This window comes from Nostoc sp. DSM 114159, from assembly GCF_053470285.1.
In genome coordinates this window covers 4,010,726-4,027,160 of sequence record NZ_JBPFEH010000001.1, presented here as the reverse complement: position 1 = coordinate 4,027,160, position 16,435 = coordinate 4,010,726, and the positions used below count along the sequence as shown (strand labels likewise).

The following is a 16,435-nucleotide window of genomic DNA, read 5'->3' as shown; positions in this document are numbered from 1 at the left end:
GTAGTCGATGGGACTACCCTGGTACCGAGTACATACAGTCGTTCTGAATGATCCAGGGCGACTGATTTCTGTACACCTAATGCACACAGCCTTAGTAGCTGGCTGGGCTGGTTCGATGGCACTCTACGAACTAGCTGTTTTTGATCCTAGCGATCCAGTTCTCAACCCAATGTGGCGTCAAGGAATGTTCGTCTTGCCGTTCATGTCACGTTTGGGTGTTACTCAATCTTGGGGTGGTTGGAACGTTACTGGTGGGCCATCAACCGATCCTGGCTTTTGGTCATTTGAAGGTGTTGCTGCCGCTCATATTGTTCTTTCCGGTCTGCTATTTCTAGCCGCCGTATGGCACTGGGTTTACTGGGATTTGGAACTTTTTAGAGATCCCCGCACTGGTGAACCCGCTCTCGACTTGCCAAAAATGTTTGGCATTCACCTGTTCTTATCTGGTCTACTTTGTTTTGGATTTGGTGCTTTTCACGTCACTGGACTATTTGGGCCGGGGATATGGGTTTCTGATGCTTATGGTCTAACTGGCACCGCCCAGGCAGTAGCACCAGAATGGGGTCCAGATGGTTTTAACCCCTATAACCCTGGTGGCATTGCGGCTCACCACATTGCTGCTGGTGTTGTTGGTATTATTGCAGGCTTATTCCACCTGACAGTTAGACCCCCCGAACGGCTCTACAAAGCCCTACGGATGGGGAACATTGAAACAGTACTTTCTAGCAGTATTGCAGCAGTCTTCTTTGCTGCTTTCGTGGTTGCTGGTACTATGTGGTACGGTAACGCCGCCACTCCCATCGAATTGTTTGGCCCTACCCGCTATCAATGGGATCAAAACTACTTCCGTCAAGAAATTCAGCGCCGCGTCCAAACAAACGTTAGCCAAGGTGCAACCCTTGAGCAAGCTTGGTCGCAGATTCCTGAAAAATTGGCTTTCTATGATTATGTCGGTAATAGCCCCGCCAAAGGCGGTCTATTCCGTACAGGGCCAATGGTAAAGGGTGATGGCATTGCTCAATCTTGGCAAGGTCACGCCGTATTCAAAGATTCCGAAGGACGAGAATTGACCGTGCGTCGTCTCCCCAACTTCTTTGAAACCTTCCCAGTGGTTTTGACTGATGCCGATGGAATTGTCCGCGCTGACATTCCCTTCCGTCGGGCAGAATCTAAGTATAGCTTCGAGCAATCTGGTGTCACCGTTAGTTTCTACGGTGGCAATCTGAATGGTCAGACCTTTACAGAACCAGCTGATGTGAAGAAGTATGCCCGTAAAGCTCAAGGTGGTGAAATCTTTGAATTTGACCGAGAAACCTTGAACTCTGATGGTGTATTCCGCACCAGTCCTAGAGGTTGGTTTACCTTTGGACACGCCGTATTTGCTCTGCTGTTCTTCTTTGGTCATCTTTGGCATGGCGCTCGGACAATCTACCGAGACGTATTTGCTGGTGTTGACGCCGATCTTGAAGAGCAAGTTGAGTGGGGTCTATTCCAAAAAGTGGGTGACAAGTCAACCCGCCGGAAAGAAGCCCTTTAATTTCAGTGCTGAGTAAAGAAGTGCTGAGTTCTGAGTTAAGCCTCTGACTCAGCACTCAAGTGACTCAGCATTAAAAACTTTAACTACTGGCTGGATAAAGAGGAAATCGTAATATGGAAAGCGTTGCGTACATCTTGATTTTTACTCTGTGTATAGGTACTCTCTTCTTTGCGATCGCATTTCGCGAACCCCCTCGCTTTGAGAAACCAAAAGATAAGTAGATCCTATCCACAGACTTTTAAGCGGATTTAATCTTAATATCCGTTGCTACTAAGTATGGTGGCAACGGATATTATTGTGTTTGTCATTTGTCATTTGTCCTTTGTCCTTTATGTTGCTTCTCACTACTAACCAATAACAAATGACCAATACTTCAGCTCCCTTCGACTTCGCTCAGGGCAAGACGCTCAGTACAAGTGACCAATGACCAAATATTGTGATATAATTTCCAATCTTGGGAGTAGATATGTGTTAATGCTAGCTTTTCTGCGCTAGGATGAAAAAGGATGTTTTGTGTAAGCTGCCATAGTACTGCTTGCATAACGCATCGCAATTGTCGCACCACCTTTACGGAGACTAGAACCAGGAACAAATCAGCATGGTCAATCAGAATTTAACCGCTACAGAAATTGGATTCACTCACGAAGATTTCGCTGCTCTACTTGACAAATACGATTATCATTTTAGCCCTGGTGATGTTGTCCCAGGAACAGTTTTCAGTATAGAGCCGCGCGGCGCTCTGATTGACATTGGTGCTAAAACCGCAGCATATATACCTATACAAGAAATGTCTATTAACCGGGTGGATAGCCCGGAAGAAGTATTACAGTCAAACGAAACGCGCGAATTTTTCATCCTTACCGATGAAAACGAAGATGGTCAATTAACCCTTTCCATTCGCCGTATTGAATATATGCGGGCTTGGGAACGCGTGCGGCAGTTACAAGCAGAAGATGCGACTGTCCGTTCTGGCGTATTTGCAACCAATCGCGGTGGAGCATTGGTACGAATTGAGGGATTACGTGGCTTTATCCCAGGTTCTCACATCAGTACCCGCAAACCTAAAGAAGAATTGGTCGGCGAGGATCTGCCGTTGAAATTCCTAGAGGTGGACGAAGAACGTAACCGCCTCGTTCTATCTCACCGTCGGGCGTTGGTTGAGCGCAAGATGAACCGCCTAGAAGTCGGCGAAGTAGTAATTGGTACTGTTCGTGGGATCAAGCCCTACGGTGCTTTCATCGACATTGGCGGCGTCAGTGGTCTACTGCATATTTCTGAGATTTCTCACGAACATATTGATACACCTCATAGCGTGTTCAATGTCAATGATGAAGTAAAAGTTATGATCATTGATTTGGATGCAGAAAGGGGTCGCATTTCCCTATCTACCAAGCAGCTAGAACCCGAACCCGGTGACATGATTAAAAACCGAGATTTGGTTTATGATAAGGCAGAAGAAATGGCTGCTAAGTATCGCGAACAGCTATTAGCCAAGCAGCAAGGTGCTACTGCTGCGGCTACACCGGGGGAAGTTCTTGCAGACGAAGATATTCCACCAGCAACAGAACTTGACGAAGATATTCCAGTAGTTGCGGCATTTGAAACAGCAATTCCAGCAGCGACGGAAATTGAAGAGGAAATTCCAGCAGCTATTGAAGAGTAATAGATTTTTTATAGTTTTACTTGTTTTTAAGTAAGAGTATCAAATCATTTTATAAAGAGGGAAAAACCCTCTTTTTTTATGTCGAGAATCGAGAATAAGTTTGGAGAGACGCGATTAATCGCGTCTGTAGAAAAATTGAAAGTAGTTAGAAGTTAAATATTATGGCAACCATTCAATGTAAAAATATCACTTTTGATAATATCCAGGCAATTTTGTTTGACAAAAACGGTACTCTAGAAGATTCAGAAACGTATTTGCGATCGCTCGCACAAAAAGCAGCAAGATTAATAGATGCTCAAATTCCTGGAACTGGGGAACCCCTATTAATGGCATTTGGCATCAATGGCAATTTTCTAGATCCCGCAGGTTTAATATCAGTAGCAAGCCGCCGTGAAACAGAAGTTGCGGCTGCGGCATATATTGCCGAAACAGGAAGAGGATGGTTTGAGTGCTTAAAAATAGCCCGTCAAGCTTTGGATGAAGCGGAAAAATACATTGGAGAAACTCCTTCACCACTGTTTGTAGGTAGCCTAGAAATTTTGAAATACCTGCGGGAGGGTGGTCTAAAACTTGGCATTCTCTCGGCTGCGACAACTGAAGAAGTACGCAATTTTGTAGCCAATCACCAGTTAAGCGATTATATCCAGTTAGAAATGGGCGTAGATGAAGGGCCAAGTAAACCAGATCCAGTGCTATTTTTGCAAGCTTGCCAAGCTTTGGGAGTTGAACCGAGCGCTACCTTGATGGTAGGTGATTCAGTTGGGGATATGCAAATGGCGCGTAATGCTAAAGCCGCAGGTTGTATTGGTATCACTTGGGTAGGTAATTCAGATAACGTCCGAGGTGCAGATGTGGTGATTAATCAACTTGATGAAATCAAGATTTTAAAGGATTAATTTAATGCGAGTTCAATGAACTCAAAAAACGGCATTTGAGGCGTTTTCTGACACATTAGTTTTCAAATGACACAGAAATCATCTATGTCACAGAATATCTGTGTCAAATCAAGCCAGTATACCGTAGTGTCTGTCTATACGTGAGAAGAAGCTTTCTATTTTATTCGCAAAAATCATGTTAAATTAACATATCAATATAATTTTGCAACCTTTCTTTAGATAGATAGTTAAAGAAATCCGTAATATCTCTCATAGAATAAAATAATAAATTTTTTAAAATTAGGGTAAACGCATTTAAATTCTGTTATCCATATCCAACAAGGATTTCAAATTTTTATTTCCAAAAATAAATAATGCTTTAAACCAAGGTTTCAGTAAGCATTATACAAATAAGATGCGTTTACTTTGTTTTTGAGAATAAAGACATCGCGATCCGATCGCAGTCTCAACTAATTTTCGATCATTTTTTATTGGTGTAAGCACATGAATTTTCAAAGCTCTGCTTCACCTGTCATCATTTCTGATTCTAATGATGTCAAAGTTGAAATGTCTTATGTTCAGGGGATAGAGCATTTAATTGAGGTTGTTCAAGCATTGTCACTAGCACGAACGCTAGAGCAAATTATGGAGATTGTACGAAAGTCTGCGCGTGAGTTGACTGGGGCAGATGGGGCTAGTTTTGTGCTACGAGATGGAGATCAATGTTATTACGCAGATGAAGATGCGATCGCTCCTTTATGGAAAGGGCAACGCTTCCCGATGAGTATTTGCATTAGTGGGTATACAATGCAAAACCGCCAATCCGTTGTGATTAGCGATATTTATGGAGATCAACGGATTCCATTTGCAGCTTACCAACCGACTTTTGTAAAAAGCTTGGCAATGGTGCCGATCCGAACGTGTAACCCCATCGGTGCAATTGGAATATATTGGGCAACGTTACATCAGCCAACGGTAGAAAAAGTAAAGCTATTACAGGCATTGGCAGACACAACGGCTGTCGCAATGGAAAACGTGCAGATTTATCATGAATTAGAACAAAGAGTCCATAATCGAACTGCTGCATTAGAAAAAGAAATAGAAGGACATCAAAAAGTTGAGGCAGAAGTTAGGCGCTTATCTCTAACAGATGAATTAACCGGAACGTACAATCGACGAGGCTTTTTTCTATTTGCAGATCAGCAATTAAAATTAGCTAATCAGCTACACAAGCCCTGTTGTCTCTTATTTATAGATATAGATGGATTAAAGCAAATCAATGATACGTTTGGACATGAAGTTGGAGATCGTGTAATAGTAGACGCCGCAGACTTACTAAGTCAAACCTATCGAGATTCTGACATCGTTGCCCGATGGGGGGGTGATGAGTTTGTTGTATTCATTCCTAAATGTTCACATCATACGAATGCAATTAGTGTTCGCCTACAAACTAACATTGATTTATTTAATCAGAATTCAAGTAGAAATTATCATCTATCAATGAGTATTGGAGTTCAAGAGTGCGTTATCAACGAAGATGTTTCATTGGAAAAACTCATATTCCAGGCAGATGAGTTAATGTACCAGCAAAAACGTGCCAAGCGAAGTTCTAGCAATAACAATAGCAGCTTTTAATCCCTTAGAAAGCATATCTAGTGTTAATACTCAGCTTTTTTATCTCTTTTTTCATTCCCGACAGTTCTTCCGCTATCTTGACCTAATTCTCAATTTATACTTTTTAGCTTTTTATTCGTTTAAATTACGTTAATTTATTGCAATTTAGATAAAGTCCATCAATAATCAAAACTTCATTATCCCGATTACTATACTGAACTTTATTTATAGCTATTATTATATTTTTATCTAACAGAGAAGAGTTTATTGAATTAATTTTATTCTTCGTCTTTATTCTCTTCTAAATTGGTTATCTTTGTATTTTGCAGAAGGATATCGTCTTCCTGATTAGGTTTTTCTTCTTTCTTTTCTTGTACAACTTGAGTAGCATATATTTCCACATCTCGCTGAATAATATCTTCTACATGACTTGCAAATAGATTAAATGCTTGTTGATGACTTGGATAAATCCGATAAGGGCCTGTCAACTGCGAGAATTGCCACCCTTGGGTTTTCAAAGACTCAACTGTTCGGCGATAGTGTCGCCAGCGTTCCCCATAGTGAAAAAACTCTTCAATGGCAGCACTAATAGCAACTATTTGGCTCAAACCAAAAGTTAACCACATAAGGATATCCCTATCCCGATTGTTAGGTTTGAAATTAGTGTTAATATTTAGACTTACTAATGCCGGGAGAACGACACCACCAATAATAGTTGTTACCCGTAAAAAATAATGGCGATCGCGCGATGTATTCGCCTTCCTTTCCATCCATAGTACTTGCTCTAACCAGCGCGATCGCAAAAAATGTTTTTGCACATCACCTAAGTTAATACCTGCAAATAACTTGTTAAAATCTTCTTTTAAAAATTCATGATAACTATTTTTTTTAGCCATTTTTTACTCCTAATTAGAAAGTAACCCCTTAATTACTTTGCCTAAATTATCAACTCCTTTCTCTATGTCGATTAAGTCGATGTATTGTAATGTACCAGATTTAGCCAGCTTTTTAGCTCGTTCATCAGTAGCTTTTCCACGCAAAGCATCTGCAAGTATATCTGCGGTTCTACCACTACCAGCAATCACAAGAACTATCCTGTCGCTATTAACGCTAAAAAAGGCATCCTTAAAGGTAATTTCACCACCGTTCAAGAGTATTGTCATTGAAGGTGCATCATTGGCCAGCATAGTCGCAACGCCAGATATCCAAGGAGACTCATCGCCCCAATTTTTTCCAGGAACTAGTACAAAATGAGTATGGTTTGGCTCTAACGGTGTTAAATCAGCAACAGTTTCCGAATGATTAGGTAAAGCCACTTTGCCTTCAGGTGTCACACCAACTAAAGCAAACTTAGCACCTATTTGAGTACGAGCCGCACCCATCATTCGCATAATTCCTACATCCGTACCCCCATCGACGACATAAGCCCCCAACGTTTCGGCCATAGGGGCTAAAACTTCCACAAACAACCGTTGAATACGAAGAAAATCAGCTTCACTGATGTTACTTGCACCCCCCACTATTACTAAAACAGGACGCGAACCGCCAAGCCCTATTTCCTCAAGAGCATAAGCCAATTCTTTTGGTTGCTCAACTTGAGTCGCTAGTGCTGTTTTCCCATTGTCAAAGGTAAGCTTTAAACAACTTTTCATTTTTTAAAAATACTGACTGCTTAGGTTTCCCAGCGTAGTGCCTCACAGTCATTTTCTGCAAGTGTTGTATTCCGTTTTCACCTGAAAAATAAAGAATTTTATGATACTTTTGTCAGGGTTGATCGTTGATTAATGCGCTACCAGATTTCCTTTTATAAGTAAATGTATGTAAATGGCGATGCTTGCTGTGGTAACAGAGCTTTGTCCTTTGCGTAGTGTCTCGTAGACAAGTGCAGACTACACTTACACTCAAGTTTTTTACGATTATTTTGCTTGCTGGAAAACTTTGGATGCACAAATTAATAGCTTCTTATTTTTTTGCATCATAAATTATGATTTTGCACTTTATTTATAGACAAAATCGCTGGTTTTTAAGTTCATCTGAATGATTGGATTTTAACTATAAGTTCCAGCTCTATCAGTTATTACCGTAACAGGTTCGGACTCTATATCCTCTATCTTATTAAACTCTCCAGCTTGCCAGCTATCTGTTGTATCTTTGATAAAGCTGGCAATAGGGATCGCAATTAACAAACCCAGTACTCCTCCCAACTTTGCGCCCAGCAATAAAGAAATCACCACCCACACAGGATTTAAGCCAGTCAAATTGCTGAGAATTCGAGGTGCAATAATATTAGAATTAATTTGATCGATCGCAACAGCTACACCTAAGACTTCCACCCCTAACCAAAAATTTTGCAGCGCTACCAACAAACTTACTATGGCGATACCTACCCCCGTACCAAAGGGGAAGAGTGAAAATAAACCAATACCAATACCAAAAAGTAAAGCTAGGGGAACTTGCAGCGCCAAAAACACCAGAGTAATTGTCACCCCTAACACAGCTCCCAATGTTGCTTGACCGATAAAGTAATTGTGGAAATCCTCTTGCAGTAATTCCCGTACTCTTGGCCCAATATTAGGGGGAAACCACTGAAAAATTCCGTCCCAAAGACGTTCACCATTCAATATTAAATATATAGTCAGCACTACCGCCAGCAGCACATTGAGGACAATACCAATGGTATCGACAGCAAAACCAAGAATTCTACCAGTGAAGGACTGAAGTTGGTTAGATAATCGTTCCAGAACTTGGGTGAATAAACCACTTAAATTAATCGGAAGTTGCTGTTGACTTAACGCCCAATCTTGAAAAGCTTGCAGCTGCTGAGTACCAGAATCAATCCAACTGGGCAAAATATTAGCCAGTTCAACGAGTTGTTGAATAATCAAGGGAACCAAGGTGATGCCTAAACCTACTAAAATCACCAGAGTCAAAAGCAACACTCCCCCGATCGCTAAGTTGGGTTTCACTCCTTGTTCTTGGAGAAACTGGATTGGATAGTTCAAGACAAAAGCTAGTAGGATGGCGGCGGCGATAATGCTAACTAAGGGTTGAAAATACTGTATAACTTGGAGCAATAGCCAGCCGTTGAGAATAGCAATGGGAAATGCCAATCCTATAGTTAACCATCGCGGCAGTTTGTTTGCTGATTGCATTAGCGATCACCTCATAAGAGTTCTAACTTTATTTTGGCTTCTAGGGATGTGGGGAGTAGGGGAGCAAGGGAGCAAGGGAGCAGGGGAGCATACTTCGACTACGCTCAGTAACCAGGGGAGCAGGGGAGCAGGAGAGTGAGAGAGTGAGAGAGTGAGAGAGTGAGGGAGTGAGGGAGTGAGGGAGTGAGGAGACAAGGGGACAAGGAGATAAACAAAACTCCTAACTCCTAACTCAGCACTGGCTCAACGCCCCGCTATCCATGTACAGCACTCAGCACTCCCAATGACAAATGACTTATGACTTATGACTTATCCCCAAATTATGTTAGATTTTTCTCAATAAAATCCAACATAATTTTCTGATGCATTGTCCCTAAAGGTCGCACTTCGCCAGCATTTTGTGAATAACAGTTACCTTGGCGAATATCTTCTGGTGTAAATAACGCCATATCCCAGCCTTCATTTAGAACCAGTTGATTTAATTCCACTAAGAGTGGTGCATGAAAGACATGACGGACAACTCTTTCGTTGGGATAACAGCCAAATTCAATAAAAGGTGGTAGATCGTAGCCGATTTCTTCTAAAATTTCTCGTTTTACCGCTACATCTGGCGTTTCACCAGGTTCGATGTGACCGCCGAACAGCGCCCAATAACCAGGGTAGAGAATACCGGGGATGTTGTCACGCAGTTGCATGAGAAACTTGTTTTTCTGGTAGAGAATTGCGATCGCTACGTGCACCTGTTGATTGTTCATATCTTTATTTTTAATTATTCTTCTTCTAAATAAACTTCCCCCAATTCTTTGCCAGCTAAGGGAATACTTCGGTAGCGAACTTTACCCTTAATTACAACTTCTGAACCTTCACCCAGATTTTTTTGATTGGTGACAACCCAAATTTTGCCCGTTGAGTCCTTAATTTTATAAGCCCATTGTTTGATCAGGGGAGCTTGCTTTTCTACCTGACCTTGGATGTAAACTATAGCCTGATTGTCTTGTTTTGGTTTAATTTCTCCAATTGGAGTGACATTTGTACCAATTTTTAAGCCAGCACCACGTAAACCAGGCGATGTCAAGTTACCACAACTACAAAGTCCTGCTATCAGAAAAAAACTTAACCCCAAACGGTAAGGAACAATACTGTGCCCGTACAAGAACGAAAGAGATAAATTTCTTATTTGTCGCATAAAAGCCACCGATTTATTTATTTTGGGCATTGGGAGTGCTGAGTGCTGAGTGCTGTTAGCGGATAGCTAAGGTTGAGCCAGTGCTGAGTTAGGAGTTAGGAGTTTTGTTTATCTCCTTGTCCCCTTGTCCCCTTGTCTCCTCACTCCCTCACTCTCTCACTCTCTCACTCTCCTGCCCCTCTGCTCCCCCACTCTCCCACTCTCTCAATCTCCCAATTCTTTATTCTTCAGATGATGCCGTTGATCTGAGAAAATAAACATTATGAATTTACTGTGAGAGAAACGCTACGACATCAAACAGCAACACAATAATAGTCGAAAGTCAAGAGTTAAGAATCAATATTTTCATTTTGGACTTTGGACAAAAAGCGAACATAGCTGGGAATTTTCATGGAAACAAAAACTGCCAAAATCCTTGATGGGAAAGCATTAGCTGCAAAAATTCAGCAAGAACTTTCTGTTGCTATTACACAATTACAACCAAAAATTGGACGATCGCCTGGTTTAGCAGTGTTGATGGTTGGTGATAATCCAGCGTCAGCAGCTTATGTACGCAATAAAGAAAAAGCTTGCGCTAAAGTCGGGATCGCTTCTTTTGGTAAGCATTTTCCTGCCGAAACTACCCTTGAGGAGTTAGAAGAGGTAATTGCTGCACTCAACCACGACAAAAGAGTGGATGGCATTCTTGTGCAATTGCCCTTACCTAACCACCTGGATGCTGTAACTCTACTACATCAAATCGATCCCGATAAAGATGCTGATGGACTGCATCCAGTTAACTTGGGGCGATTAGTACGGGGAGAAACTGGGTTACGTAGCTGCACCCCGGCTGGTGTGATGCGGCTTTTACAAGAATATGAGATTCCTTTGCAGGGAAAACAAGCAGTAGTGGTAGGGCGCAGTATTTTGGTGGGTAAACCGATGGCGCTGATGCTATTAGAAGCTGATGCCACAGTCACGATCGCTCACTCGCGATCGCATGACCTCAAAACCATCACCCAAAATGCTGATATTCTAATTGCAGCAGTAGGTCGTCCCGGATTGATCTCTGCTGATATGGTGCAACCGGGCGCTGTTGTGGTAGATGTGGGAATGAATCGCGTCACCGATGCTAATGGCAAAAGTCGTCTCATTGGCGATGTCCATTTTGAATCAACCGCTGATGTCGCAGGATTTATCACCCCAGTTCCTGGTGGTGTCGGCCCGATGACTGTTGCCATATTGTTGGAAAATACATTTGCTAGCTATTCTAAAGCGGCAAAAGAAGAAAGAGAGTGAGGAGTCACAAGTGATAAGTTAAAAGTTGAAAGCGATCGATTAAAAGTTAAGAGTTATTAACTCCTAACTCCTAATTCCTAACTTCTAACTCCTAACTCTTCATTTTTTTCAGTCCCCCAGCACCTTAAAATTGTGACGTATAAGGCAAAAATCGCAAAATGTCAGGAATTAAAGAATGGTAGCAACTGATAACGTCCAAAAGACACCACCAGAAGAAGCCACATTTAACTTAGCAGCTTATTTAAAAGAGCGACAAAAGCTTTGTGATAATGCTTTGGATCGGTCTATCTCGGTCATTTATCCAGAAAAGATTTATGAGGCAATGCGCTACTCATTATTAGCTGGAGGTAAGCGTGTACGTCCCATTCTTTGTCTTGCCACCTGTGAAATGATGGGTGGAACTATTGACATGGCCATGCCAACAGCTTGTGCTGTGGAGATGATCCACACAATGTCGTTGATACATGACGACCTGCCAGCGATGGATAATGACGATTACCGTCGGGGAAAGCTGACGAATCATAAAGTCTATGGGGAAGATGTCGCGATTTTGGCTGGCGATGGCTTGTTGGCTCTTGCTTTTGAATCTGTTGCCATTGAAACCCCTCAAAGCGTTAAGAGAGAGGTAGTTTTACAGGTTATTGCCCGTCTTGGTCGAGCCTTGGGGGCAGGTGGTTTGGTCGGCGGTCAAGTTGTCGATTTAGAGTCGGAAGGTAAATCTGATATTTCCTTAGAAACCCTAAATTTTATTCATAAACACAAAACAGCCGCCCTGTTGGAAGCTTGCGTAGTTTGTGGCGGGCTGATTGCTAATGCATCACCTGAAGATGTGCAGCGGCTAACCCGTTATGCTCAAAATATTGGGCTAGCATTCCAAATCATCGATGATATTTTGGATATCACTTCTACTCAAGAGCAATTAGGTAAAACAGCTGGCAAAGACCAAAAAGCTCAGAAAGTTACCTATCCCAGCCTTTGGGGACTTGAGGAATCGCGATCAATTGCCCAAGAGCTAGTTAAAGAAGCTTGTGTGGAATTAGAACCATTTGGAGATAGAGCTAAACCACTCCAAGCGATCGCTCATTTTATTACCAGCCGTAATAACTAGTAACGCTTTGGGTAATTCCTAATTCGTAATGACGCTCCTGCGTCGCTTGCCGCTGGCGCTAACGTAATTCCTATACCGCAAACGTTTCATTGATTGGGAATGGGTGGTTTATTTACACCATACTGTACTACTACTGCCCAACGAAATTAAAAATTCACTGATTCAAAATTACAAAAGCTTATCAAATCAGCTTTTAGACTATTTTGAATTGTTGGTCTTTTTCCAACGTGATAGATCGATTTGGAAATTTTGGGTTGAATCTAAATGTTTCCTCAATCAACAACTGCTGCTAATATTTACTAACCTAACCAAAATAACATGCAGGACATAGGCAACATTTTAGACAACCGGGTGCTGCTGGTTGCTCTGGTAGCTTGTTTAATTGCTCAAGCATTAAAGCTCGTAGTTGAGATCGTCAAACATCGCAAACTGAATGTGCGTGTTTTGGTGACAACCGGAGGTATGCCCAGTGCCCATTCGGCTCTGGTTACGGCTCTAGCCGCTGGTGTAGGGCAAACACTGGGTTGGGCATCTCCTGATTTTGCCGTTGCGATCGTTTTTGCCATCATTGTCATGTATGATGCAGCTGGAGTTCGCCAAGCGGCTGGTAAGCAAGCTCGTATTCTCAATCAAATGATTGATGAATTATTTCACGAAAAACCAGACTTTAGCCAAGACCGTCTGAAAGAATTACTCGGACATACACCAGTCCAAGTAATCGCTGGATCGGCTTTGGGTATAACCATCTATTGGTTAGCTAGGTCTGCTTATTAAACTAGAGCAATAAATCTTTGTTTGAGGGGCTATTGATCATTAATAACTGGTAATTTGTCAATCAATTTTGGATTTTGGATTTTAGATTTACCCCGTGAATAAATTTAGGGAATTAAAAATGAAAGGATTTGTTCCAAATAACTTGCTTCACGCAAAGCGAGTATAAATATATTCCCTGGAAACCCTTTGAAATTTTGAATTTAAAATCACAAATTAGGTCAATTGACAAATTACCACGTCTGGTAGATCGCATCAGGATACCAGTGAACTTAAGATAGCTAAAACCGCACAGTCGAGCGCAGCAAAATCACTTTACGACTATCTACTAGGCTGGCAACGAAACCGCCATTGTTTAGCTTTTGCAATGTATTATACGCTTCAGTTTGGTTAGTGGTATGAACTGCTAGCAAGTAAGGGCGTTGTCCATAAGAAACAAAACCGACGTTACCTCCGACCACTTGCTGCACACTATTTACTAGTTCTGGACGGTTGTAATAATCTACCAGTACTGCATAACCTTCTCCTAATGCTTGAGGATTATAGCTGACTGTCTGCTGAGGTGGTTTGGGCTGTGACTGTGGCTGCACATCTGCCGTTGTCGTTGGTCGAGTGGTAATTATGGCAGACAAGCCAACAATATTGCTGACATATCTTGCCCAACGATTGGCATCGTCAATTTTATTAAAACCTCCGACTCGCGTCACGGTTTCGTTGAGATATTTGCAGGTGATAGTTTTAAGTTCGGGTGGTAAGGCGCTACGTAACTGCTTTTGATTATTTGCTGTGGGACTGACTACCAATAAAAGATACTCACCCGTATTTGGTGGTTGACAAGAGGGAATGGTTTTTTGAGCAAGTACAGAACTCATGCCACCAATCAACCCTACAATCGCTAATCCTAAAACACTTGGTAAATTCTGAAATCTATGCACAAAAGTTAGATTATGTAAATTAAGGTGTCTTAGAAGATTTTATAAGAAAAAAGCTGAAAACCTAGCTACTTCAGTATGGTGATGAAATATGTGTCAAAAAATATATTTTGTTACTCAAAAATCAAATTAGGGAGTGGGGAAGAGGCAGAGGGTCAGGGGAGACAAGGGGACAAGGGGACAAGGAGGAATTATTGAACAAGTTTCTCCCTTGTCTTTTCTCCATGCCCAATGTCCAATGCCCTATGCCCCAATGCGCTATGCCTAAGATACGGTAGCTAACGATGCCAAAGCATCTGGTATTGCCTCAGAAGGAGCCTGGAATTCTCCAGTAATGACGTACTCTAAACGCAGTTTTAACCAAGTAATAAATTGAGGATTTGTAGAAATAATTGCTACTGCTGGTTGGGGACACTTCGCTTTTAGCTCTGTAAACTGCGGTGTTTCCAAGAAAGCTGGTTGCTCAACTAACCAAAAATCTATTTGTTTTTCTTGTTCGTGGTAGTTACGGGTGCGTTCTTTGAGAACTTCGTGTATCGGTTCCTCTTCGAGAAGAAAGCGGTGACTTGCCAAAACGTAATGGTATGTTTGCATTTTCATCCTTTGGTTGCTATGTGAATAATTTCAGGGCACAGTGACTCTGTACCCTGACAAAACTAACTTTTCTGGGATTTCTTGAACCAAGAACTGAACGGACAAGCACTTTTTTGGTTTTCAGATTTTATCTGTTTGCCACCAGATGTTAGCTTTTCTAAGAACAGATTATTGTCAAAGTAGTGTTCTAAAGAAATAACTTTCAAGTCATCGGTAACTTTTGCAATGCTCATACCGATAATCTCTATTGTCTCTCCAGTAGGTGCATGGCCTTTATATTCTCCGTTAAAATGTCCCCAATGCCGCCATTTAAATGTGACATTCGGTGGCCCAGAGAAAACTTCCATTACTTCCCAAGGAAATCCTTGGGGAAATGTTGTGTGGAAGACTTTTGCGGATGATTCAAAGCTTTCTTCTGAAGCTTTGTAATGCTCTGAATCAGCCATAAATAAATTGTAAGTACCTTGGGCTGATAAATCTGCTGCGGTATACTCTACTCCGCCATTAGTACTGACGCGAAAGTTGTCATTCACAATAGATAACCACTCTTGCGGGTTAGCTTTGAAAGATACCTCCATCTCAAAGGTTCTCACCAAGTTTTGCACGATCGCTTCCAGTGTTCCTTCAAGATGATTATAGATACTTTCTTTAGCAAGATTCTCTTTTGAACGGGAATAATCAGGCGGTGTCTGATAGCGCCACTCGACATCAGTACTTTCTGCTATCACCTTATCCCGATCCTGTACCCAAAGTGGCAGGTTGTTAGATTGTGTTGCGCTCATAGAAGTTTTTGCTGAAGATTCGATCCCAATTTCTAGATTTCGCAGTGACAACCCCTCTTTTTATATAGGGAGCATACTTCGACTAAGCTCAGTAACCGGGGGAGCAGGGGAGGCAGGGGAGAAGTTGCATTAAGTTTTTCCCCTCTGCCCCTCTGCCCCTCTGCCTCTTGTCCCCTATGCCTCATTCCCTCTTATAGCTTGCTTCATCTCGCGGACTGCCCTTTCCATACCTACTAATGCTGCCCGACTGACGATCGTATGACCAATGTTCAGTTCTTCCATGCCTGGAAGCGCAGCCACCGGATAAACGTTCCAGTAGGTGAGTCCATGACCAGCGTTGACTCGCAATCCAGCTTGAATTGCTTGTTCACACCCTTTTGCTAATATGGCTAATTCTCGCTGGCGATTTGTTTCATCTTTAGCCTCAGCATATTGTCCGGTGTGCAATTCAATAAACTGCGCCTGTATCTTGACAGATGATTCGATTTGTGCTGGTTCGGCATCGATAAATAAACTAACTGGAATGTTAGCGCTTTGCAATTTATCGACTATCTCACCTATTCTAGCAATTTGGAGGGCAATATCTAGTCCGCCTTCGGTTGTGACTTCTTCGCGCTTTTCGGGGACTAAAGTCACGTAATCTGGTTTGATATCGAGAGCGATCGCCAGCATTTCATCTGTAGCGGCCATTTCTAAATTAAGATGCGATCGCACTGTTTGCCGCAATATCCGCACATCCCGATCTTGGATATGTCGCCGATCTTCACGCAAATGCACCGTAATTCCATCAGCACCCGCTAATTCTGCCAGCACCGCCGCCGCTACCGGGTCTGGTTCCACCGTCCGCCGCGCTTGCCGGATAGTGGCGATGTGGTCAATGTTAACGCCAAGTGTAGGCACTCCAGGTTTCTCCCAAATCCACAGTCCTTAGAACTTGATTTTA

General features: G+C 42.2%; 17 protein-coding genes. 8 read left to right on the top strand and 9 right to left on the bottom strand.

Features of this window, described 5'->3' with window-relative positions:
* Positions 1 to 7: 7 nt before the first annotated feature.
* The 5 genes from psbB (at position 8) to ACR5KR_RS16735 (ending at position 5,710) form a co-directional block, all read left to right on the top strand.
* The gene (psbB, locus tag ACR5KR_RS16755) at positions 8 to 1,537 is read left to right on the top strand and encodes a photosystem II chlorophyll-binding protein CP47 (RefSeq protein ID WP_448267248.1); all 1,530 of its coding nucleotides are present in this window, start codon (positions 8 to 10) and stop codon (positions 1,535 to 1,537) included.
* 113 nt (positions 1,538 to 1,650) lie between these two features.
* A complete protein-coding gene (locus tag ACR5KR_RS16750; protein WP_084227385.1) occupies positions 1,651 to 1,758 on the top strand; it encodes a photosystem II reaction center protein T in 108 nt (35 codons plus the stop codon).
* Between the two features lie 377 nt (positions 1,759 to 2,135).
* Positions 2,136 to 3,200, top strand: coding sequence for a 30S ribosomal protein S1 (locus ACR5KR_RS16745; RefSeq protein ID WP_445631388.1), 1,065 nt, complete (start codon positions 2,136 to 2,138; stop codon positions 3,198 to 3,200).
* A 161-nt stretch (positions 3,201 to 3,361) separates the two neighbouring features.
* Positions 3,362 to 4,096 carry an HAD family hydrolase gene (locus ACR5KR_RS16740; RefSeq protein ID WP_448267247.1) on the top strand — a complete coding sequence of 245 codons (735 nt, stop codon included), beginning with the start codon at positions 3,362 to 3,364 and terminating at the stop codon, positions 4,094 to 4,096.
* Between the two features lie 483 nt (positions 4,097 to 4,579).
* A complete protein-coding gene (locus tag ACR5KR_RS16735; RefSeq protein WP_445631391.1) occupies positions 4,580 to 5,710 on the top strand; it encodes a sensor domain-containing diguanylate cyclase in 1,131 nt (376 codons plus the stop codon).
* Positions 5,711 to 5,967: 257 nt separating this feature from the next.
* Here the strand turns inward: ACR5KR_RS16735 and ACR5KR_RS16730 are convergent, their stop codons facing one another.
* The 5 genes from ACR5KR_RS16730 to ACR5KR_RS16710 all read right to left on the bottom strand — a co-directional run bounded on the left by ACR5KR_RS16730 (position 5,968) and on the right by ACR5KR_RS16710 (position 10,027).
* A complete protein-coding gene (locus ACR5KR_RS16730) occupies positions 5,968 to 6,585 on the bottom strand; it encodes a DUF4231 domain-containing protein (protein ID WP_445631392.1) in 618 nt (205 codons plus the stop codon).
* A gap of 9 nt (positions 6,586 to 6,594) precedes the next feature.
* The gene (locus tag ACR5KR_RS16725) at positions 6,595 to 7,341 is read right to left on the bottom strand and encodes a hypothetical protein (RefSeq protein ID WP_445631393.1); all 747 of its coding nucleotides are present in this window, start codon (positions 7,339 to 7,341) and stop codon (positions 6,595 to 6,597) included.
* Positions 7,342 to 7,737: 396 nt separating this feature from the next.
* Complete coding sequence (locus tag ACR5KR_RS16720; protein WP_448267246.1) at positions 7,738 to 8,841, bottom strand: AI-2E family transporter; 1,104 nt, start codon at positions 8,839 to 8,841, stop codon at positions 7,738 to 7,740.
* A 320-nt stretch (positions 8,842 to 9,161) separates the two neighbouring features.
* Entirely contained in the window at positions 9,162 to 9,596 is a 435-nt protein-coding gene (locus ACR5KR_RS16715; protein ID WP_448267245.1) for an NUDIX hydrolase, read from the bottom strand.
* Positions 9,597 to 9,610: 14 nt separating this feature from the next.
* Positions 9,611 to 10,027: a hypothetical protein gene (locus ACR5KR_RS16710; RefSeq protein WP_448267244.1), complete on the bottom strand. Its 417-nt coding sequence runs from the start codon at positions 10,025 to 10,027 to the stop codon at positions 9,611 to 9,613.
* A gap of 390 nt (positions 10,028 to 10,417) precedes the next feature.
* Between ACR5KR_RS16710 and folD the strand changes: the two genes are divergently transcribed.
* The 3 genes from folD (at position 10,418) to ACR5KR_RS16695 (ending at position 13,187) form a co-directional block, all read left to right on the top strand.
* Positions 10,418 to 11,305, top strand: a complete 888-nt coding sequence (folD, locus tag ACR5KR_RS16705; RefSeq protein WP_448267243.1) for a bifunctional methylenetetrahydrofolate dehydrogenase/methenyltetrahydrofolate cyclohydrolase FolD — start codon at positions 10,418 to 10,420, stop codon at positions 11,303 to 11,305.
* Between the two features lie 175 nt (positions 11,306 to 11,480).
* Entirely contained in the window at positions 11,481 to 12,413 is a 933-nt protein-coding gene (crtE, locus tag ACR5KR_RS16700; protein ID WP_448267242.1) for a geranylgeranyl diphosphate synthase CrtE, read from the top strand.
* 318 nt (positions 12,414 to 12,731) lie between these two features.
* The gene (locus ACR5KR_RS16695; RefSeq protein WP_094350479.1) at positions 12,732 to 13,187 is read left to right on the top strand and encodes a divergent PAP2 family protein; all 456 of its coding nucleotides are present in this window, start codon (positions 12,732 to 12,734) and stop codon (positions 13,185 to 13,187) included.
* Positions 13,188 to 13,465: 278 nt separating this feature from the next.
* Here the strand turns inward: ACR5KR_RS16695 and ACR5KR_RS16690 are convergent, their stop codons facing one another.
* The 4 genes from ACR5KR_RS16690 to ACR5KR_RS16675 form a co-directional block, all read right to left on the bottom strand.
* Complete coding sequence (locus ACR5KR_RS16690; protein ID WP_445631399.1) at positions 13,466 to 14,119, bottom strand: hypothetical protein; 654 nt, start codon at positions 14,117 to 14,119, stop codon at positions 13,466 to 13,468.
* Between the two features lie 261 nt (positions 14,120 to 14,380).
* Positions 14,381 to 14,710 (bottom strand): MgPME-cyclase complex family protein, encoded by a 330-nt coding sequence (locus ACR5KR_RS16685; RefSeq protein WP_448270229.1) that lies wholly within the window; start codon positions 14,708 to 14,710, stop codon positions 14,381 to 14,383.
* Positions 14,711 to 14,772: 62 nt separating this feature from the next.
* Positions 14,773 to 15,492, bottom strand: a complete 720-nt coding sequence (locus ACR5KR_RS16680; RefSeq protein WP_448267241.1) for a SnoaL-like polyketide cyclase — start codon at positions 15,490 to 15,492, stop codon at positions 14,773 to 14,775.
* A gap of 174 nt (positions 15,493 to 15,666) precedes the next feature.
* On the bottom strand, positions 15,667 to 16,392 hold the full coding sequence (locus tag ACR5KR_RS16675; RefSeq protein ID WP_448267240.1) for a pyridoxine 5'-phosphate synthase: 726 nt from the start codon (positions 16,390 to 16,392) through the stop codon (positions 15,667 to 15,669).
* Positions 16,393 to 16,435: the final 43 nt, after the last annotated feature.